The following is a 17,707-nucleotide window of genomic DNA, read 5'->3' on the forward strand; positions in this document are numbered from 1 at the left end:
CACGGGGGAGTGCAGCGCACATGGGTATTGGTAGCGCCATCTTTCTCATCGCGCTCGGCGCGATCATGACGTTCGCGATCCGGGCCAACGTCTGGTGGATCGACCTGCGCGCAGTCGGCTGGGTTTTCATCCTGGCCGGGCTGGCCATACTGCTGACCACGCTGTGGTTCTGGCAGGACCGGCGCAAGCGCGCCCGCACGCTCATCGTCGAGGAGAACCGGCTCTCCCACCCGACCGCGATGATGCCGCCGCCGCCCGACCCGCCGCCGCCCACCGCGCCCCCGTCCTGACCGCGCGACTGGTCCGCTGCCGCTGCCCGTGACCGGTGTGGGTCCGCTGTCCGTGACCGGCCGGGCCCGCCGCCGCTACCCGCGCCCGGCCCGCTACCCGCGCCCGGCCCGCTGCTGGCGACCGGCCCGCTGCTCGCGCCCGGCCCCGCTGCCCGCGAGCCGTGTGGCGGCCCGGGAGGGTCAGCCGCGGGCGGTGTGCCGGTCGACGATCGGGGCGCCGCCGGGGGTCAACTGCGCCCACGGCACCGCTGCCCGGTGCACCACCAGGTCGCTGGTCCGCAGCCCGTCCCGGTCGGCCCGTTCCGGGTCGAGCAGCGCCGAGAGCAGCGAGACGCCCGGATTGTGCGCGACGAGCAGCACCGTGCCGGCCTCCGGCTCGACCGTCCGCACCAGGTCGAGCAGGTCGTCCGGGTGCGCCTCGTACGCGGCGGCGGCGTACCGCACCACCGGAGCCGTCCCCGCCGGGCCACCCTCCGGCGGGGACCCGGTCATGCCCAGCGCCACGTCGTGCCAGGTCTGCCTGGTGCGCCGGGCCGCCGAACAGATCACCACATCGGGGAGCAGACCCTGCCGGGCCAGCCACGCACCGGCGGCGGCGGCGTCGGCGTGCCCGCGTGCGGTGAGCCTGCGCTCCACGTCAGGGCCGGTCGTGGGCTGTTCGGCCTTGGCGTGCCGGAGCAGCACCAGTGTCCGTGTGTCGGCCTCGCCGTCCGTCATGGCACCAGCTTGCCTGATTGGGGCGGGGGCCGCCTGGGTAAGTCGATGGATGCCACTCGCTCATCGATGCCCTCGATGGCCGTGGCGGGTGGGTAACGCCAGCTGACAGCCAAGGAGGCGACGTCATGGGCATCGGTGCCAGCATCTTCCTGATCGCGGTGGGCGCGATCTTCGCGTTCGCCATCGACGCCAACCTGGGATGGCTCAACCTCGACGTGGTCGGCTGGGTGCTGATGCTCGCCGGCCTCGTCGGGCTGCTGACCACCCTCTACTTCTGGAACAGCCGCCGCCGGGCCGTCGTCACCACTGCGGTGCGGCAGGACCAGGTCGTCGCCGACCGGGTCGTGCCGGTGCAGGGCGGCCAGGTGGTGCGCGAGGAGTACCGCGAGACGCGCGGCTCGGGTTACCCGGTCTGACCGTCCCGCACCCCACGATCTCGAGGGCCCCGCAACGGCGCGGGGCCCTCGAACTGTCTGCGGTTCTTTCCCGGGGTCAGGCCGGGGTCAGGCGAAGAGGGCGAAGTAGATCGCGATGTGGTGACAGAGGGCGGCGATCAGGGTGCAGGCGTGGAAGAACTCGTGGTGGCCGAAGACGGTGGGCCACGGGTTCGGCCGGCGCAGCGCGTAGAAGACGGCACCGATGCTGTAGACCGCGCCGCCGGCGGCGAGCAGCACCAGCACGGTGACCCCGCCCTGGCGCAGGATCTGCGGGAGGATCGCCACCGACACCCAGCCGAGGGCCAGGTAGAGCGGCGCGGAGACCCAGCGTGGGGCGTGCGGCCAGATCAGCTTGACGGCGACACCGGCCAGCGCCCCGCCCCAGACCAGGCCGAGCATCAGAATGGCCATCCGCCTGTCGAGCAGCAGGACGCAGAGCGGGGTGTACGTCCCGGCGATGAACACGAAGATCATCGAGTGGTCCATCCGGCGCATGATCTGGTAGCCGCGCTCCGACCACACCCGGCGGTGGTAGAGGGCGCTGGTGCCGAACAGACCGCAGACTGTCACGCTGTAGATCAGGCAGCTGACCAGGGGTGTCCAGCCGGGCCGGGTGGCCGCGACGGCGCTGAGGACGATGCCGCAGACGAGCGCGACGAAGAACGCGTAGGTGTGCAGCCAGCCGCGCATCCGGGGCTTACCGATGTCGACAGGCTTGAGTCGAAGCGGTGCGGAGGTGGTCACGCAAACAGGTTACGGCACCGTAGGTTACTTCTAGGTAGTGCGACAGGTCACGACCCCGGTCGGGTCCACCTACCCTGGACGGTGCATCGATCGGAGAGTATGGCGCAATGCGGATCCGACCCGTGGGCCGGCACGCCCTCCTGCTCGACTGCGACGACCCCGCCCAGGTGGAGCAGTGGCGGGCCGAACTGTGGCGACGCCGGGAGGCAGGTGAGCTGAGCGCCACCGAGATCGTCCCGGCCGCCGGCACCGTCCTGCTCGACGGAGTGCCCGACCCGGAGTCGACGGCCGCCCGGATCGCTCGCTGGACCCCCGGCCCGGCCGTCGTCGCCGCCGGGGCCACCACCGTCGAGGTGCCCACCGTGTACGACGGGGAGGACCTGCCCCGGGTCGCCGCGCACTGGCGGGTGACCGTACCCGAGGTGGTGCACCGCCTGGCGGGCACCGAGTTCCGGGTGGCGTTCTGCGGTTTCGCCCCCGGCTTCGCCTACCTGACCGGGCTGCCCCCGCAGTACGCGGTGCCCCGACTGCCCACCCCACGCCCCCGGGTACCGGCCGGCTCGGTGGCCCTGGCCGGGCCGTACGCGGGGATCTACCCGAGCGCGTCGCCGGGCGGCTGGCTGCTGGTGGGGCGGACCGCGCTGACCCTGTTCGACGTGTCCGCCGACCCACCCGCCACCCTCACCCCCGGCACCCGGGTCCGGCTGGTGACCGGATGACCGCACCGCAGGACACCGCAGGCGTGATCGAGGTACGGCGGGCGGGACCGCGTACCACCGTGCAGGACCTGGGGCGGCCCGGGTGGGCGCATCTCGGCGTACCCCGGTCGGGGGCGCTCGATCCGGCGGCGCTGGCGCTGGCGAACCGGCTGGTCGGCAACCCGGCGGACGCCGCCGGTCTGGAGCTGACCCTCGGCGGGTGCGAGCTGCGGCTGACCCGGGCCGGCACGGTGGCGGTGACCGGGGCCGACGTCGACGTCCGGATCGACCGGCGGCCCGGTGACGTGGGCCGTCCGCTGGCGGTGCCGGCGGGGGCGGTGCTGCGGATCGGCACACCCCGGCACGGGCTGCGCAACTGGCTGGCGGTCGACGGCGGGATCGCCGTCCCGCCCGTGCTCGGCAGCCGGTCCAGCGACACCCTCGCCGGCCTCGGCCCGCCCCCGGTCCGCGACGGCGACCTGCTCCCGCTCGGCCGACCGGCCGGCCCACCCGCGCCGGTGGACTTCACCGCCGGCCGGCCGGTGCCGGACGAGTTGTGGCTGACCCTGCACCCCGGCCCACGTGCCGACTGGTTCACCACCGGGGCGATGGCACTGCTGCTCGGCACGGCGTACACGGTGAGCCCGGTCAGTGACCGGGTCGGCGCGCGACTGGTCGGCGCGGCGCTGCCCCGCGCGGTGGCCGGGGAGCTGCCCAGCGAGGGCGTGGTGCTCGGGGCGGTGCAGGTGCCCGCCGACGGCCAACCGTTGATCTTCCTGGCCGACCATCCGACCACCGGCGGCTACCCGGTGATCGGGGTGGTGGACGACGTGACCGGGCTCGCGCAGGCCCGACCGGGGACTACGGTGAGGTTCCATGGACCTCAACGCTGACCTCGGCGAGGGATTCGGCATCTGGCGGCTCGGCGACGACGAGGCGCTGCTCGACCTGGTCACCTCCGCCAATGTGGCGTGCGGCTTCCACGGCGGCGACCCGTCGACCATGCGCCGGGTCTGCGCCGCCGCCGCCGAACGCGGCGTCGCCGTCGGCGCGCAGGTCGGCTACCGGGACCTGGCCGGTTTCGGCCGCCGGCACATCGCGTACGGCTTCGACGAGCTGCGCGACGACGTCACCTACCAGCTCGGGGCGCTCGACGCGTTCTGCCGGCCGTACCGCACCCGGGTCCGCTACCTCAAGCCGCACGGTGCGCTCTACCACGCGGCGGCCACCGACGAGGTGCAGGCCGCCGCCGTGGTCGCCGCCGTCACCGGGTACGACCACGAGCTGCCGATCCTCTGCGCGCCCGGCTCCACCCTCGCCCAGCTCGCCGTCGGCGCGGGACTACGGGTGGTCGCCGAGGGTTTCGCCGACCGGGGTTACCTGCCCACCGGGGCGCTGGTGCCGCGTACCGCGCCGGGCGCGCTGGTCACCGACCCGGAGGAGGTGGCGCTGCGGGCGGTCCGGATGGCCACCGAGCGGACGGTGGTGGCGGTCGACGGGACCGTGGTGCCGTGCCCGGTCGCCTCGATCTGCCTGCACGGGGACAGCCCCGGCGCGGTCGCCTCGGCCGCCCTGGTGCGGGCCGCGCTGATCGACGCCGGGGTCACCCCGACCCCGTTCGCCTGACCGTCCCCGCCCCCGTCCTCGTCGCCTGCCGCCCCGTGGCCCGGGGGCGGGTCCGGTGTGCCCGCCCGCCGGGCGCGGTTCTGCCCCGGCGGCGCTCAGGTGTCCAGGCCGCGCAACACCAGCGGGACGCGGGTCGCGCCGTCGTCGACGACCCGCACCGGGACGCCCCAGTCCTGCCGGGTCAGGTGGCAGGCGGCATGCTCGACGTCGGCGTCGCAGGTGGCGGCCTGGGCGGTCACCTGGAGCACCCCCTGCGACACGGCCGGGTCGACCACCAGCCGACGGGACAGCTCGGTGCCGGTGCCCGCCCCCTCGACCAGCAGCTCAGGCGGCGAGGCCGAGACGACCAGCCGGGTCGACGGCCCGTACGTCTCGTCCAGCTTCTGCCCCGGCGCCGGCGTGAAGATCACCTCCAGGGTCACCTCGCCGGCCGCGACGTCGGTGGGTTTGCGTTCCAGCCGGTGCCGGGGACCGTCCACCGTGTCCGCCCCGGCGGCGGTCAACGCGCCCGGGGCGAGCCGGGTCAACCGGTGCGCGGCCGACTCCACCACCAGCACCCCGCCGTCGGCGGTGAGCACCAGGTCGCTCGGTTCGGCCAGCCCGTCGGCCACCGTGGCGACCAGGCCGGTCGCCGGGTCGAAGCGGCGGACCGCGCCGTTGTAGGTGTCGGCGATCAGCACCGAACCGTCGGGCAGCGCGCACACCCCCAGCGGATGCTGGAGCAACGCCCGGTCGGCCGGCCCGTCCACGTGCCCGAAGTCGAACAGCCCCTGCCCGACGGCGGTGCCGAGCACGCCGTTCTGCACGAAACGGATGGCGCTGGTTTCGCTGTCGGCCACCCACAGCCGTGCGCCGTCGGCGGAGACGGACAGGCCGGACGGTTGGGCCAGCCACGCCTCGGGCAGTGGACCGTCGCGCAGCGCCTCGACGGTGGTGCCCGCCCACATGCCGGCGGTCCGCTTGACCGGGTCGAACCACCAGAGCTGGTGGATGCCGGCCATCGCCACGATGACCCTGTCGTCGTACCAGGCCAGGTCCCAGGGGGAGGAGAGGTCGACGGAGAGCGCGTCGTGGGCGTGGTCGTCGACCGTGGACCGCCACTGCCGGCCGGTGCCGGCGACCGTGGTCACCTCGCCGGTGTCCAGGCGTACGCCGCGCAGCAGGTGGTTGACCGTGTCGGCGACCAGCAGGTCGTAGCCGGCGACCTCGGCGACGTGCGCGGGCAGCAGGCAGAGCCCCTGCGGCTCGGCGAAGCCTGCCGAGGCGGCCGGCCCGTCGACCCGACCCCGCTCACCGGAACCGATCCGCCTGATCAGCGTCTCGCCGTCCGGGGCCAGCTCGACCAGGCTGTGCCGGGCCGAGTCGGAGACCATCAGGTTCCCGCCGTCGAGCAGCACGGCCTTGCCGGGGAAGCGCAGCGTCGTCTCCGGTGGCGTCGGCGGCACGTACGGCCCGTCGCCCCGGTGCAGGGTGCCCTTGGCCTCGTGGGTGGCGATCAGGTCGTCGACCAGCCGGACCAGCCCTTCGGCGTGGCCCTCGCCGGCCATCGTGGCGACCACGTACCCCTCCGGGTCGACCACCGCCAGGGTGGGCCACGCCTTCGCCGCGTACTGCTGCCACATGTCCAGCTCGGGGTCGTCGAGCACCGGGTGGTGCACGCCGTACCGCTCGACGGCGGCGGCCAGCGCGGCCGGGTCCTTCTCGTGCTCGAACTTCGGCGAGTGCACCCCGACGACGACCAGCACGTCGGCGTACTTCTCCTCCAGCGGGCGCAACTCGTCGAGCACGTGCAGGCAGTTGATGCAGCAGAAGGTCCAGAAGTCGAGCAGAATGATCTTTCCCCGTAGGTCGGCGAGCTTCAGCTCCCGCCCACCCGTGTTCAACCAGCCCCGACCACGCAACTCTGGTGCCCGTACCCGTGCGCTCATGCCCCCATCGTGCCGCACCGCCTGCCGACGGGTCGCACGAAGGGCTCAGTGGTCGGGTGGCCGTGCCCAGGACAGGAATCGGTCGGTGAGATTGTTCGACCGGCCGCTGTCGAGCTGGGTCAGGTGATCTTCCGCCTCCCGTTGCAGCCTGGACAGCAGGGCCAGCAGAGCCGGCCGATCGTCGGCGAACGTGGCGAGCAGGACGAGTTTCGCCTCCCCGCACGGCCACGGGTTCGCGTCGAGGCGGCACAGCCAGATCGGGCGTAGCGGCCGATGGGCGAGTCCGTCGAGCGGCGTCACGCCGACACCGCCGAGCCGCGAGCTGCCGACCTGGTCGCTGCCCGTGGTGCGGGCTGCCGGGCCGCTGCCGGAGGCGGGCAGGAGAGCCAACGCACCCCGGCGCGGCGGACGTACAACTCGCGCCGTCGTCGGGCCAGGCCGTCCGGCCCCAGCTCGTACGCCTCGATCCAGGTCCAGCCGTCGTACGTGTGGCGGTCGGTCAACTCGCGGATCACCCGTACCGTGATCGGCCTGACGAACTGCGGGCTGACCTCGCGGGTCAGGTGGAGCAGGTCGCCGCCCCTCAGTCTCGGTTCCTTCATCGCCCCGGCCCCCGGTTCCGGCTCTCCGTCCAGCGACCCGCCAAGACGACGTTCGTCATCCGGCCCGGCCCTCGATAGGGCGGGATGAACGGCCCGATCGGGCCGGGGACGATCGGCGGCGCGGGTGGTGGTGGCGGTGGGCTTGGCTGGGGCTGTGGAGCGGGCTTCGGCTTGTCGTCCGTCGGCACGGTGGTCCCCTCTGTCCGATGTCAATGGGAGGAGGCCAGTGACCCCTCCGCCGAAACCGTTTCGTCGCAGCGGGCGTCAACAGCGGTTTCGTTGGTGGAACTCTCGTCGGCGAAGCCCTAGTCTCGGAAGCAAATCGGCCAACATGGAGAGCCACTGACAGGATGCGATACCGCTGCTGAAGGCCGATTGACGTAAGTCCGTCGGGTATTGGGGGAGGCTTGGGGAATGTGAGCATGTCGGCGGCGGAGATCCTGCTCGACGAGTTGCGCCATGCTCGGACGTCGCGGGGAATGAACCAAGGTGAGTTCGGCAGGTTCATCCGCTACTCGGGCACACACGTCAGCGCGGTAGAGACGGGCACTCGTCCACCCACAGAGCACTACGTGGCGGCAGTCGACAAGGCGCTCAGGACGGGCGGCATGTTCGGGCGACTTCTGGAAAGACTCGCAGGGCTCGACATGGCTCCGGTATGGCTACGTGAGTGGATCAACTTCGAAGATCAGGCCAAGGCTCTGCGATGGTACGAGCCAGCCTTCGTCCCCGGCATCCTTCAGACGGAGACGTACGCGCAGGCGACGCTTCGGGCCAGCGGGCTGCTCGGGGCTGAGGAAGTCTCTCACCGGGTCCGGTCCAGGATGGAGCGTCAGTCGATCCTGAGTAGGGAGGACCCGCCGCACGTGGTGGTCGTTCTTGACGTGGCTGTGCTTCGCCGGACGGTCAACGGCGACCGGCCCCTGATGCGCGAGCAAGTCGATCATCTTGCTTCTGTCGCCGAACTCCCGCACGTCCAAATTCACATCGTCGCGGACGATGCCGGGCTCTACCCTGGCTTGCAAGGCGGCTTCATCCTCGCCACGATGCCTGATGAGACCACGGTCGGTCACATCGACTATCAGGTGAGATCGCAGACCGTCAGCGGAACAACCGAGATTGCTACCCTCCAGAAGACCTGGGAGGCGGTTTTGCGGGATGCGCTTCCCCGCAGACCGTCTCTGAGTCTGATCAAGGAAATGGCGGAGAAATGGACATGACCGGCGCGCGATGGCGCAAGTCCACGAGGTCCGGCACCAACGGCGGCAACTGCGTCGAGGTGGCCGACAATCTGCGCGTTGTCGTCGGCGTACGGGACAGCAAGGACCCGGGCGGCCCCGCTCTCGCCTTCACTCCCGAAGCTTGGCGGGCATTCGTCGCCCGAGTCCCTGATCGAGTCTGATCGACCGGCCACCGGTCATGAGTGCACGTCGCCCCGGGACGGACCGGGCATCGTGACCCGGACGACGGCCGCCGTTGTCAGCGGGTCAGGTCGACGGTGACGGTGACCCGGCCCCGGTCGTCCCGGCGGGCCACCGCGTGCCCGGCCCGGTCGACCCCGTCGAGGTTCAGCGAGATCGGACCGCCCTCGCCCAGGAAGTTCCGCCACCACTGCTTGGCGTCGGGCATCGCGACCTGGATGACCACCGCGTCGCCGGTCTGTCGGTAGGCGACAGGCGTGCTGAACGTCCGCCCGGAACGGCGACCGGTGTAGGTGACCACGGCCAGGTGCCGCCGAAGGAACCGCCCCCAGCGTGGCGACGACCGCAGCGCCATGATCCGGGTGTTGAACGACCGCGCCAGTCCCGAGGGGAACGATCCTCGTTGACCCATCCGGGCCTCCGTCGTCGATGTGAAAGCTCCACGCCGACCGTAACACCGCCCGGTCCCCGGGAACGTGAGGGAGAGCCGCGATCGCCGGCCGCCACGGGGCCGGGGGAGTGATACCGGCGTACACCGATATTCCTGCCAGGCATATTTATGCCTGTCAGGCATACCGCTCTCCCTACCCGGTGTGGGTCGCCGCCGCCGCGCCCGGAAGGGCGGGGTGCGGGTCGCCGTTGCGTCCGGCCTGGCGGTCGGTCGTCACCGCCATCCTGAAGGGCCGGCGGCCAGGAGGGGACGGCGGTCACGACGGAGGGGCGGCCGTCACGACGGAGCCGCGCGGGAGGGTGCGAACCCCGCCCGCGCGGCCCCGGCCGGGACGGTCAGCAGCGACCGACCATCGTCTTCACGTCGTAGGTGGTGTTGACCCAGGTGTCGGCCACGTAGCCGGTCACGCCCGTCGCCGGGTTGGTGATCCGGTCCCAGGTGGACGACGGCCAGTAGCCACCGCTGACGTACTCGCCGAAGGTGTAGCAGGCGATCCGCACGGTGGTGCCGTAGGCCACGGAGCCGGCGATGCCGTAGGTGGTACCCGGCCCGGTGCGGATGTTCAGCGACGGGTTGGCCAGGATCGTGCCCGTCACGGCCGGCGGGTCGCCGGTGCCACCCAGGCGGGCCACCGCCGCCTGCGCGGCGGACAGGTAGGCGGCGTAAGCCCCGTTGTTGTACGTCGACCAGGGCTGCCAGTTGCTGCCGCCGCTGGAGATGCTGTAGGCGGCGTTGGCGTTGCACTGGGAGTTGTAGGCGCAGGTGTCGTTGACGGTGGGGTGGTAGCAGTTGTTGATCTGCCACAGCCCCCGGTCCAGCGAACCGTTGGGGCAGCCGGCGGTGGGGCCGTTGCTGCCGACCGCCGACGGGTTGCAGGAGGACTCGGCCATCGCCACGGCAATGGCGGTGACCAGCGGGTTGTTCCGGAACCCGGCGGCGTACGCCACCTGGGCGCACAGGTCGATACCGACCGCGTTGACGCCCACCCGGTTCGCCTTCGCGCCGATGGCGGGGCCACCGACGCTGGCCGGCTCGGCCTGGGCGGCCGGGCGGGGGGCCGACGCGGCCTGGGCGGCCGGACCGGTGGTGGCGGGTGCGGCGGTGGCGGGGGTGGGCATGACACCGACGCCGACGGCGGCGGCCAGTGTCAGGCCGAGGGCCAGGCGCAGGGTGCGCCGGGCCGCGCGGGTGGGAAGGGGGAGACGCATCGTGATCCTTTCAGCGGACGACCGGGAGGGGAGCCGGGCAGGGTGGGGCGTCAGCGCCCGGTCCACTCCGGGTCGGCGTAGGACCAACCGAGGTACGGCGCACCGGGCCAGCTCTGCGAGACACGGCGGACGGTGGCCGCTGAGGTGATGTAGTTGCCGTTGCCCTCGGAGAGCATCACGTGGCCGTAGTACCCGTTGATCGACGCGGCGGCGTAGAAGACCAGCGCGCCGGACGGCGGGGTGCCCGTGGTGCGGATCATGCCGCGCGACAGCAGTGCGTTGTAGTGCACGATCGCCGAGGCGTAGCCGCTGGCCGCCCGACCGTAGGCGTGCCCGACGAAGTTGTCGCACCAGCCGTCCCACTGGTGGTTGGAGTCACCCAGGTCCCCGTTGGTGTACGCCTGGCCGATGACCGACCGGGCCCAGGCCATCGCGCGGTCCTCGCGGGTGCCGGTGGGCGGCGGGGTGGTGGTGCACTCCGGCTCGTTGGGCAGGTACTGGTTGAACCCCGGCGTGTTGGTGTAGTAGTCGCTGATCCAGCCGCTGGCCGGGGAACTGATCCGGTGCCAGACCGAGTTGCCGGAGATGTTGCGCCCGCGTACGGCGCACTCGGCGACGAACCCGGTGCCGTCGCCGAGGAGCGCCACCGAGCCGGCGTTCGCGTCGTACGGGCTGGTGCGCACCATCAGGCCGGCGCCGCCCGTACCGGCGACGCTGTAGCCGGAGATCCCGGCGAACGACGGTGCGGCCGTGCCCACCAGGACCATCGCCGTGACGCCGCAGGCGGCGAGGACCCGTACGGCGAGTCTCGGCAGTGCGCGGCAGGATGTGCGACCCGGGGGGTTCGAGTCGTTCGGCTGGTACACGCGGTTCTCCTGTCGAGAGGTCGGCGCCGCACCGGAAGTGGTGCGGCGTACCCGTCGGACGGTGGTCCGTGCGGTCCGGTATCCCCGGGGCGAACGTCGATTTCGAGCCGAACGGAGGCGTGTCAGGCCCGACACTCGCCGTGAGATCATATTTACCGGCACCTATCCGGCGGGTGGCTGCTCCGGGGTCGATCCTGTCGTGGCACCCGCCTGTAAAGCACTGGCTTGACGTGCGTTGACACCAGGGTTTACACGCAGGGGAGGGTCCATGACGGGTCGAAGCGGACGAGTCGGCGAGCAGGTCTCCGGCGAAGCCCGGCACCACCAGTTCGTCGCTGATCTCGCCCGGCTCCGGCGCGACGCCGGGCAGCCGTCACTACGCAGGATGTCGGCGACCGCCCACTACTCGCACACCGCGCTGGCGGGGGTGCTGTCCGGCACCCGCCTGCCGTCGCTGGAGCTGACCCTGGCCTTCGTCCGGGCCTGCGGCGGCGACGAGGCGGCCTGGCGGGACCGGTGGCACCGGGAGGCCGCACTGGACCGGCCCGCCGGACCGGCCCCCGACGGGCCAGCGCTCGCCGGGCCGGCAGCCGACCGGCCGGCGGAGGAATCGGTGTCGGGGCTGCCGCCGTCGTCACCGCGGGCGGCCGCCCGGCGCACACCGGGACCCCGGTGGGCACCGCTGCCCCGGTGGGCGCTGGTCGCGGCGGCCGGGCTCACCGTGCTCGTCGCCGGCTCGGTCGTACCGATGATCGCCGACCGGGAACCCCGGACGAACCGGCCCTCGGACCGGGCGGTCGACGCGTCCGGCCCGGCACCCACCGACCCCGCAGCCACCGGCGGCACGCCGGTCCCCGACGGGGCGGACCCGCAGGAGGAACGCTGCCAGGTGGACGCGGTCAGCACGGAGACCGTCCCGGTGCCGGACCCCGACCCGACGCAGCCCAGCTACGGCAGCCTGACCCTGCGGTACTCCCCGCGCTGCCGGGCGGCCTGGCCGCTGTTCGTCTCCACCGAGCGGGTGCCGACCGGGGCGACCATCCGACTGGCGGCCACCCGCCCCGCCGACGGCGCGGCCAGCCGGTTCGACTACCCCTTCATGATCAAAAGTCAGGTGTACAGCGTGTTCGGCAACGTGCTGCGGACCACGAGGGGCTGCGTGTCGGTCACCGTCGACATCACCGCAGCCGACAACCGCAGCGTCCTGGCCAGCGCGCGTACGCCGTGCGTGCAGCTCGGTGCCCGGACATGACACTGCTGCCCGGACATGACACTGCCCCCCGCGCCGGTGCGGAGGGCAGTGGTCGGCCGGTCGGTCAGACGTGCTGGGTCTCGGTCGTCGACGGGTGCAGCTCGGCGGTGGTCTCCGTGACGAAGCGGCCGGTGCTCGCGCTGCGGTTGACCTCCTGCTCCCCGCCGTTGCCGACCTGCTCGGTGGTCGTGTGCCGGGGGTCCCGCTCGGTGGTGCCCTCCGTGACGAAGCGGCCGCTGCGCGCGCTGCGGTTGACCTCGTTCTCGTTGCCTGCCATGGGGTGACCTCCTCGGGCTACGTCAATGTCCTCATAGACTGCCCACTCCGCACGGCCCGAAACACCGACGGCGGGGACCCGGTCCACCCGGGTCCCCGCCGTCGGTACGCCGTTACTGGCCGGCCGGCTTGAGGCAGAGCACCCGGTCGACCCCGCCGCCCTGCAACACCACGTGCGGCTGGGTCGGGTCGGTGCACTTCTCCTTGGCGTCCACCTTGGAGACGACCGTGAAGGCACCCTGCTCGTCGCAGTTCGCCGCGCTCGCGCCGTTACCGGACTGCTTGACGCAGGAACCGACGGCCGGATTGAACGGGGCCGGCTTGTCGTCGTCCGAGCCGATCTTGCCGAGCAGCATCAGCAGACCCAACGGGACGGCCAGGATCAGCACCGCCGCGATCAGCACCAGGGCGAGCACCCGCCCGTTGCGTACCTTCGGCGTGGGCTGTTCGGCCTTCTGCTCCGGCTCGGCGTCCGGCTTGAACGCGTCGAAACGCCCCTGCTCCTGCTCCGGCTCACCCGGCCAACCCGTGGGGCCGGACGGCTGCCCACCCGGCCCGAACTGCTGCCCGGCGGGCGGGAACGGGGAGGCGTACCCACCGTGGGCCGGGTCGTGCGCCGGGTGGCCGTACCCCGGCACGGGTGCGGCACCGGCCGGTGCGCCGCTGGTCGGGCCGGCCCCGAACGGGTCGGCCGGCCGGTCCGCCGGGCCGTGCGGACGGGTGCCGTTCATGGGCCGGTTGCTGCCCGCCGGGTCGGCGAAGGCGGGGATGCCGCCACCGAACGCGGGCGGGGCGGCCGGTGGCGCGGACGACGGCGCCTCACCGCCGAAGCCGTGCTGCCGCTCCTGGTCGTCGAAGCGGGGACCGTCGAACCGGGTCCGGTCCTGGTCGTCGAAACGCGGCCGTTCCGGCTCATCGAAGCGGGGCTGCTCGGGGCCATCGAACCGGGTGCGGTCCTGGTCGGTGAACCGGGCGTCGTGCTGCTCGGGCCGGCGGGGGTCGTGCTCCTCCGCCTCCTCCGGCGGCTCCGGGCGGGCCGGCCGACCGTACACCCGGGGTTGTGGAACGACCGGGCCGGCCGGGTGCGCCGCCTGGTCGCTCGGGGGTGCGACCCGGCTGGCCGTCGGCACCGAGGCGCTGGCCGAGGCGCGGCCGACCGCACCGGGCTCCCCGGCGTCGGCCGTCGGCACCGCCGCGCGGCCGGCATCCTCGGACTCGGGCGAAAGCCGCTGCGCGGGCAGGGCCGGGCCGGCCGGCAACTGCGGCTGCTCCGGCGCGCCCCAACCGGCCGCGTCGCGGCCGTGCGGCTGCTGGCCGCCGGGACCCCCGAACGGGGCCGGCGGCACGTAGTCGGCCGGCGGCGCGGCGGCCAGGCTGGCCCCCGGCACGCGCTGCTCCTGAGGCGGGAGCGGCACCTTGTTGGCCGGGGAGATGCCGGGAGCGGGCCCCGGCTGGTAGATCGGCTGGTCATCGCCACGGCGGGGTTCCCAGCCGCCCTCCGCCGGCTGGCCCGCAGGCTCGGCGCGACCCCATGCCTGCTCGGGTGCCCACGGCTCGCCCTCCGGCACGACGGGGCGCTCGGCCCCCGGCCACGGCGGCTGCTGGTGGTCGTTGCCGGCCCAGGCGGGCGGACCGTCCGGCGCGGCGACCGAGGCGGACGCGCGTGCGGGCTGCTCCGGTGCCGCCCAGGCGGCACCGGACTCCGGGTGCTCCGGCGACGGTACGGAGGCCGCACCCCGCTGCGCGACCGGTGCCGGCCACTCCTGACCCGACGCCGGGTCGTCCTGACGCGACTGGTCGGCGCGGGCGGGAGCGCCGCCCGCCCAGCCGTCGGGGGTGGCCTGTTCGCGTTGACCCTCCCACCGGGCCGTGGCGGGCTCGTCCGGCGCACCCCACGGCGGCTGCCGGTCGTCCCGCGTGCCGTCCGGCCAGTCACCGGGGCGGCCGGCGTCGTCCGGGCCGGGCCGGTTCGCGGCCCAGCCACCCGAGCGGGACGGATCGTCCTCGGTGGACCGGCTGTCGACACCTGCGGCGTTGCCCGCCGCCTGCGCGCCGGCCTCCGGCTGCGGCCAGGCCGCCGTCTGGTTCGTGGGCTCCGCCGGGGCCGGCACGGGCACCGAGGCCCGGCCGGCGGGGCGGTGCGCCTCGTCGGGGCGGGCCGGCCCACGGGTGGCCCACCCGCCGGAGTTGCCGGGCCCGTCCTGCGGGCCCGCCGGCCAGCCAGCCCGCGCCGGGTCGGCCCCGGCCCGGTCGTCGGCCGGCCAGCCGTTGCCCTGACTGGCATGGCCCCGGTCGGCGTCGGCACGGCCGGCCCCGGCCCGGTCGTCGGCCGGCCAGCCGCCGGAGCGGGCCGGGTCGTCCTGCTGCGGTGCGGGGGCGGTGCCCCAGCCGTTGGTACCCGGGGTCGCTTCGCGCGCGGCGGCGTCCTGACCGGACCAGCCGGCGGGAGAGGTGGGGGCGGGGTCGGCCGGCGGGGACCAGCCACCGCCGGCCGGGTTGTCCGGCTGCGGCACCCGGGCGGCGCCCCGGGCACCGGCCTCGGGCTGCGCCCAGGCCGGTGCGGGCTGCTCGGCCTGCGCCCAGCCGGGTTCGTGCGACGGCGCCCAACCGGGCTGTGGGGAGGAGTCGGGCTTTCCGGCGGACGGCGCGGGCGCGGCGGCCCAGGCGGGCTGCTCGGGCTGCCCCGCCCAGGCGGGCTGTGGCGGGCCGGCCGGTGGGGTCCACGCCTCGGTGGGCGGTGCCCCGCCGGGCGGTGGGGTCCACGCCTCGGTCGGCTCGGACTGCTGCGGAACCTGCGCGCCGCCCCAGGCCGCCGGCTGGTCGGGTGCCGACCAGGACGGACCGGGCGGGTTGCCCCGGCCGGTGGGGGGTGGTGGGGCCCAGCCGAGGTCCGGGGTGGCGGGGACGCCGTACCCCGGGTCCTGCGGGGGCTGTCGGTCGCCGTACGGCGCCGGTCCACCGGAGCCCGGCGGCGCCTCGCCCGGCTCCTGGCCGGGACGGTGCTGGCCCTCGGACGTCATGGGTGCGCCTCCTCCATCACATGTCGGCCGCCGATGCCGTCCGTCCGGTCGGCCGTGCCGCCGGTGCCCGGCGGTTCGGCCGTGCGGTCTCCCCGCACGGTATCCGGTACGCGCGCGCGGCCCCCATGCAGCACCGGCCGTCACTCCGCGTCGCCGGACGGTGTCGATCGGCTTCCATCCGTAGCGATCGGTGTCCGGGTCGGCGGGTGGCGACCGGAACCACCGTACCGGGCGTCGTGGCGAGGTGGAATCCCGGTCTCAGCGGGTCCGGAACGCCGATGACCCGCCCGGGGCCCGGGCGGGTCATCGATCTGGAGGAGGGAGGGGAAAGTCGGTGCCGCGTCAGCTCATGTGACGCTGGGCGATCGCGAGGATCTCCTCGCGGACCGCCGGCGAGTTGGCGGAGCGCAGCGCGTGCTCGATGGCACGGGCCCGACGGTTGGCGTCACGACGGGTGCGGATTCGCTCGATCATGCTCATGGTGGTCTCTCCTCCGGCTATTCGGTTGTCAGCCCCTTGATGACTCCATTGAACACCCATCGGGCGGCGATCGCCATCGATTATTAGGTGAGCTGCAACACGGGCCTAAGGATCGTAGGTCAAAGAGCGATCTGGGCCACTGTTTCTTCCCCCAATGGCAACGGCCGGTGTGCCGGGCGTTCACCCTGTGCACACCGGCCGTGGCCGGAACGTCGCCGGTCAGGTCCAGGCGAGCAGCGCCGCCTCCGGGTCGGCGAGGAAGTCCCCGATGTCCCGCAGGAACTTCGACCCCAACTCGCCGTCGATGATCCGGTGGTCGAAGGAGAGCCCCAGGGTGGTCACCTGACGCGGCTTGACCTTGCCCTTGTGGACCCACGGCAGCTCACGGACCGCGCCGAAGGCCAGGATCGCCGACTCGCCCGGCGGCAGGATCGGGGTTCCGGTGTCCACCCCGAACACCCCGACGTTGGTGATCGTCAGGGTGCCGCCGGACATGTCCGCCGGGGAGGTCTTCCCCGCCTTGGCCGTCTGCACCAGACCCGTCAGCGCATCCGCCAGCTCACGCAGCGTGAGCCGGCCGGCGTCCTTGATGTTCGGCACGATCAGGCCGCGCTCGGTGGCCGCCGCGATGCCCAGGTTGACGTACTCCTTGACGACGATCTCGTCGCCGGCCCAGGTCGAGTTGACCATCGGGTGCCGCCGGACCGCCAGCAGCACCGCCTTGGCGACCAGCAGCAACGGCGAGACCCGCACGTCGCGCCAGTCCCGCCGTTCGCGCAGCCGGTCCAGCGCCTTCATCGTCCGGGTCACGTCCACGGTCAGGAACTCGGTGACGTGCGGGGCGGTGAACGCCGAGCGGGACATGTTCTCGGCGGTCAGCCGGCGTACCCCCTTGACCGGGATGCGCTGCTCACGGTCCGCGCCGAAGCTCGCGGCCGAGGTGGCAGGTGGCGTCGCCGCCGCCGGCTCGGCCACCGCCGTGCTCCCGGCCACCGCCCGCTGGACGTCCTCCCGCGTGATCGACCCCAGCGGCCCCGACCCCACCAGCGCACCCAGATCGACCCCGAGATCCTTGGCGAGCTTGCGCACCGGCGGCTTCGCCAGCACCGCACCACCCACGCTCCGTCGATCATGGACTGGTGGTGCCGGCTCTGCCACGACAGGGACGTTTTTGTCCCCCACCACAACTCCATGATCGACAGGAGCGGGGGTGGAGGTGGGGGTGGGGGAACGGCGGGGGCGGCGTTTGGCGGGGGCGTTGCGGGGGCCGTAGCCGACCAGGACGGCCGTTCGGCCACCCGGGGCTACGCCGCCGATCAGGCCGGGCTCGACCATGCCCTCGGCCGGGGCGACCTGGACCGCGGCCAGGGAGGCGGCCGAGGGGGTGGGCAGGTCGGACGTGGCGGCGGCGGTCGTCGACTCCGGCACCGGACCGGCACCCGGGTCGGTGTCGATGGCGATGATCGGCGTGCCGACCTCGACCGTGCTCCCCTCCGGGTGGAAGATCGAGCGCACCTCCCCGGCCCACTTCGCCGGGATCTCCACGGCCGCCTTGGCCGTCTCCACCTCGACGATCGGCTGGTTCAGCTCGATGACGTCGCCCACCTTGACCAGCCAGGCGAGGATCTCGCCCTCGGTCAGGCCCTCGCCCAGGTCGGGCAGGTTGAACTCCTTGATCCGGGACATCGCGC

At 73.5% G+C, this 17,707-nt stretch carries 20 protein-coding genes; 8 read left to right on the plus strand and 12 right to left on the minus strand.

What is annotated here, in order from left to right; translation table 11 throughout:
- The first annotated feature begins 20 nt into the window (after positions 1 to 20).
- Entirely contained in the window at positions 21 to 290 is a 270-nt protein-coding gene (locus ACN268_RS22670) for a DUF6458 family protein (RefSeq protein WP_204958446.1), read from the plus strand.
- Positions 291 to 470: 180 nt separating this feature from the next.
- Here ACN268_RS22670 and ACN268_RS22675 read toward each other — a convergent pair whose 3' ends face one another.
- Complete coding sequence (locus tag ACN268_RS22675) at positions 471 to 1,007, minus strand: SixA phosphatase family protein (protein WP_421484910.1); 537 nt, start codon at positions 1,005 to 1,007, stop codon at positions 471 to 473.
- 125 nt (positions 1,008 to 1,132) lie between these two features.
- Between ACN268_RS22675 and ACN268_RS22680 the strand changes: the two genes are divergently transcribed.
- Entirely contained in the window at positions 1,133 to 1,423 is a 291-nt protein-coding gene (locus ACN268_RS22680) for a DUF6458 family protein (protein ID WP_421484911.1), read from the plus strand.
- An 87-nt stretch (positions 1,424 to 1,510) separates the two neighbouring features.
- Here the strand turns inward: ACN268_RS22680 and trhA are convergent, their stop codons facing one another.
- Positions 1,511 to 2,188, minus strand: a complete 678-nt coding sequence (gene trhA, locus ACN268_RS22685; protein ID WP_357924972.1) for a PAQR family membrane homeostasis protein TrhA — start codon at positions 2,186 to 2,188, stop codon at positions 1,511 to 1,513.
- Positions 2,189 to 2,295: 107 nt separating this feature from the next.
- On the opposite strand from trhA, the gene ACN268_RS22690 reads away from it, so the two are divergent.
- From ACN268_RS22690 to ACN268_RS22700, 3 genes are read left to right on the plus strand one after another with little or no spacing between them, the layout of a single operon-like run.
- The gene (locus tag ACN268_RS22690) at positions 2,296 to 2,907 is read left to right on the plus strand and encodes a 5-oxoprolinase subunit B family protein (protein ID WP_421484912.1); all 612 of its coding nucleotides are present in this window, start codon (positions 2,296 to 2,298) and stop codon (positions 2,905 to 2,907) included.
- On the plus strand, positions 2,904 to 3,779 hold the full coding sequence (locus ACN268_RS22695; RefSeq protein WP_363789969.1) for a biotin-dependent carboxyltransferase family protein: 876 nt from the start codon (positions 2,904 to 2,906) through the stop codon (positions 3,777 to 3,779). Before ACN268_RS22690 ends, ACN268_RS22695 begins: the two co-directional genes overlap by 4 nt.
- Entirely contained in the window at positions 3,763 to 4,512 is a 750-nt protein-coding gene (locus tag ACN268_RS22700; RefSeq protein ID WP_421484913.1) for a LamB/YcsF family protein, read from the plus strand. The genes ACN268_RS22695 and ACN268_RS22700 overlap by 17 nt, the downstream gene beginning before the upstream one ends.
- A 95-nt stretch (positions 4,513 to 4,607) precedes the next feature.
- On the opposite strand, the gene ACN268_RS22705 is transcribed toward ACN268_RS22700, so the two are convergent.
- Genes ACN268_RS22705 through ACN268_RS22715 form a run of 3 tightly spaced genes read right to left on the minus strand, consistent with a single transcriptional unit; the run spans position 4,608 to position 7,042 of the window.
- Entirely contained in the window at positions 4,608 to 6,440 is a 1,833-nt protein-coding gene (locus ACN268_RS22705) for an NHL domain-containing thioredoxin family protein (protein WP_421484914.1), read from the minus strand.
- Positions 6,441 to 6,485: 45 nt separating this feature from the next.
- Positions 6,486 to 6,740, minus strand: a complete 255-nt coding sequence (locus ACN268_RS22710) for a flavin reductase (RefSeq protein WP_363789964.1) — start codon at positions 6,738 to 6,740, stop codon at positions 6,486 to 6,488.
- The gene (locus ACN268_RS22715; RefSeq protein WP_421484915.1) at positions 6,737 to 7,042 is read right to left on the minus strand and encodes a hypothetical protein; all 306 of its coding nucleotides are present in this window, start codon (positions 7,040 to 7,042) and stop codon (positions 6,737 to 6,739) included. Before ACN268_RS22715 ends, ACN268_RS22710 begins: the two co-directional genes overlap by 4 nt.
- A gap of 422 nt (positions 7,043 to 7,464) precedes the next feature.
- On the opposite strand from ACN268_RS22715, the gene ACN268_RS22720 reads away from it, so the two are divergent.
- Both ACN268_RS22720 and ACN268_RS22725 read left to right on the plus strand, forming a co-directional pair.
- On the plus strand, positions 7,465 to 8,262 hold the full coding sequence (locus tag ACN268_RS22720; protein ID WP_421484916.1) for a helix-turn-helix domain-containing protein: 798 nt from the start codon (positions 7,465 to 7,467) through the stop codon (positions 8,260 to 8,262).
- A complete protein-coding gene (locus tag ACN268_RS22725; protein ID WP_194822813.1) occupies positions 8,253 to 8,444 on the plus strand; it encodes a DUF397 domain-containing protein in 192 nt (63 codons plus the stop codon). Before ACN268_RS22720 ends, ACN268_RS22725 begins: the two co-directional genes overlap by 10 nt.
- Before the next feature lie 77 nt (positions 8,445 to 8,521).
- On the opposite strand, the gene ACN268_RS22730 is transcribed toward ACN268_RS22725, so the two are convergent.
- The 3 genes from ACN268_RS22730 to ACN268_RS22740 all read right to left on the minus strand — a co-directional run bounded on the left by ACN268_RS22730 (position 8,522) and on the right by ACN268_RS22740 (position 10,988).
- Complete coding sequence (locus ACN268_RS22730; protein ID WP_421484917.1) at positions 8,522 to 8,875, minus strand: hypothetical protein; 354 nt, start codon at positions 8,873 to 8,875, stop codon at positions 8,522 to 8,524.
- 374 nt (positions 8,876 to 9,249) lie between these two features.
- Positions 9,250 to 10,122: a hypothetical protein gene (locus ACN268_RS22735; protein WP_421484918.1), complete on the minus strand. Its 873-nt coding sequence runs from the start codon at positions 10,120 to 10,122 to the stop codon at positions 9,250 to 9,252.
- A gap of 50 nt (positions 10,123 to 10,172) precedes the next feature.
- Positions 10,173 to 10,988, minus strand: a complete 816-nt coding sequence (locus tag ACN268_RS22740) for a hypothetical protein (protein ID WP_421484919.1) — start codon at positions 10,986 to 10,988, stop codon at positions 10,173 to 10,175.
- Between the two features lie 268 nt (positions 10,989 to 11,256).
- On the opposite strand from ACN268_RS22740, the gene ACN268_RS22745 reads away from it, so the two are divergent.
- Positions 11,257 to 12,240, plus strand: coding sequence for a DUF2690 domain-containing protein (locus ACN268_RS22745; RefSeq protein WP_421484920.1), 984 nt, complete (start codon positions 11,257 to 11,259; stop codon positions 12,238 to 12,240).
- 64 nt (positions 12,241 to 12,304) lie between these two features.
- On the opposite strand, the gene ACN268_RS22750 is transcribed toward ACN268_RS22745, so the two are convergent.
- The 4 genes from ACN268_RS22750 to ACN268_RS22765 form a co-directional block, all read right to left on the minus strand.
- Positions 12,305 to 12,517: a hypothetical protein gene (locus tag ACN268_RS22750; protein ID WP_088641895.1), complete on the minus strand. Its 213-nt coding sequence runs from the start codon at positions 12,515 to 12,517 to the stop codon at positions 12,305 to 12,307.
- 112 nt (positions 12,518 to 12,629) lie between these two features.
- Positions 12,630 to 15,536 (minus strand): LppU/SCO3897 family protein, encoded by a 2,907-nt coding sequence (locus ACN268_RS22755; protein ID WP_421484921.1) that lies wholly within the window; start codon positions 15,534 to 15,536, stop codon positions 12,630 to 12,632.
- A 342-nt stretch (positions 15,537 to 15,878) separates the two neighbouring features.
- Complete coding sequence (locus tag ACN268_RS22760) at positions 15,879 to 16,016, minus strand: hypothetical protein (RefSeq protein ID WP_168222356.1); 138 nt, start codon at positions 16,014 to 16,016, stop codon at positions 15,879 to 15,881.
- Between the two features lie 219 nt (positions 16,017 to 16,235).
- Positions 16,236 to 17,702 (minus strand): 2-oxo acid dehydrogenase subunit E2, encoded by a 1,467-nt coding sequence (locus ACN268_RS22765; protein ID WP_421486965.1) that lies wholly within the window; start codon positions 17,700 to 17,702, stop codon positions 16,236 to 16,238.
- Positions 17,703 to 17,707 lie beyond the last annotated feature (5 nt).

It is taken from the genome of Micromonospora sp. WMMD735, assembly GCF_049178995.1.
GTDB classification, from domain to species: Bacteria; Actinomycetota; Actinomycetes; order Mycobacteriales; family Micromonosporaceae; genus Micromonospora; species Micromonospora wenchangensis.

What these genes read in the sequence shown, in the direction of transcription:
- ACN268_RS22670 (WP_204958446.1), top strand. Translation starts at nt 21, where the DNA reads ATGGGTATTGGTAGCGCCATCTTTCTCATCGCGCTCGGCGCGATCATG.
- ACN268_RS22675 (WP_421484910.1), bottom strand. Translation starts at nt 1,007, where the DNA reads ATGACGGACGGCGAGGCCGACACACGGACACTGGTGCTGCTCCGGCAC.
- ACN268_RS22680 (WP_421484911.1), top strand. Translation starts at nt 1,133, where the DNA reads ATGGGCATCGGTGCCAGCATCTTCCTGATCGCGGTGGGCGCGATCTTC.
- ACN268_RS22690 (WP_421484912.1), top strand. Translation starts at nt 2,296, where the DNA reads ATGCGGATCCGACCCGTGGGCCGGCACGCCCTCCTGCTCGACTGCGAC.
- ACN268_RS22695 (WP_363789969.1), top strand. Translation starts at nt 2,904, where the DNA reads ATGACCGCACCGCAGGACACCGCAGGCGTGATCGAGGTACGGCGGGCG.
- ACN268_RS22700 (WP_421484913.1), top strand. Translation starts at nt 3,763, where the DNA reads ATGGACCTCAACGCTGACCTCGGCGAGGGATTCGGCATCTGGCGGCTC.
- ACN268_RS22705 (WP_421484914.1), bottom strand. Translation starts at nt 6,440, where the DNA reads ATGAGCGCACGGGTACGGGCACCAGAGTTGCGTGGTCGGGGCTGGTTG.
- ACN268_RS22715 (WP_421484915.1), bottom strand. Translation starts at nt 7,042, where the DNA reads ATGAAGGAACCGAGACTGAGGGGCGGCGACCTGCTCCACCTGACCCGC.
- ACN268_RS22720 (WP_421484916.1), top strand. Translation starts at nt 7,465, where the DNA reads ATGTCGGCGGCGGAGATCCTGCTCGACGAGTTGCGCCATGCTCGGACG.
- ACN268_RS22725 (WP_194822813.1), top strand. Translation starts at nt 8,253, where the DNA reads ATGGACATGACCGGCGCGCGATGGCGCAAGTCCACGAGGTCCGGCACC.
- ACN268_RS22730 (WP_421484917.1), bottom strand. Translation starts at nt 8,875, where the DNA reads ATGGGTCAACGAGGATCGTTCCCCTCGGGACTGGCGCGGTCGTTCAAC.
- ACN268_RS22735 (WP_421484918.1), bottom strand. Translation starts at nt 10,122, where the DNA reads ATGCGTCTCCCCCTTCCCACCCGCGCGGCCCGGCGCACCCTGCGCCTG.
- ACN268_RS22745 (WP_421484920.1), top strand. Translation starts at nt 11,257, where the DNA reads ATGACGGGTCGAAGCGGACGAGTCGGCGAGCAGGTCTCCGGCGAAGCC.
- ACN268_RS22750 (WP_088641895.1), bottom strand. Translation starts at nt 12,517, where the DNA reads ATGGCAGGCAACGAGAACGAGGTCAACCGCAGCGCGCGCAGCGGCCGC.
- ACN268_RS22755 (WP_421484921.1), bottom strand. Translation starts at nt 15,536, where the DNA reads ATGACGTCCGAGGGCCAGCACCGTCCCGGCCAGGAGCCGGGCGAGGCG.
- ACN268_RS22760 (WP_168222356.1), bottom strand. Translation starts at nt 16,016, where the DNA reads ATGAGCATGATCGAGCGAATCCGCACCCGTCGTGACGCCAACCGTCGG.
- ACN268_RS22765 (WP_421486965.1), bottom strand. Translation starts at nt 17,702, where the DNA reads ATGTCCCGGATCAAGGAGTTCAACCTGCCCGACCTGGGCGAGGGCCTG.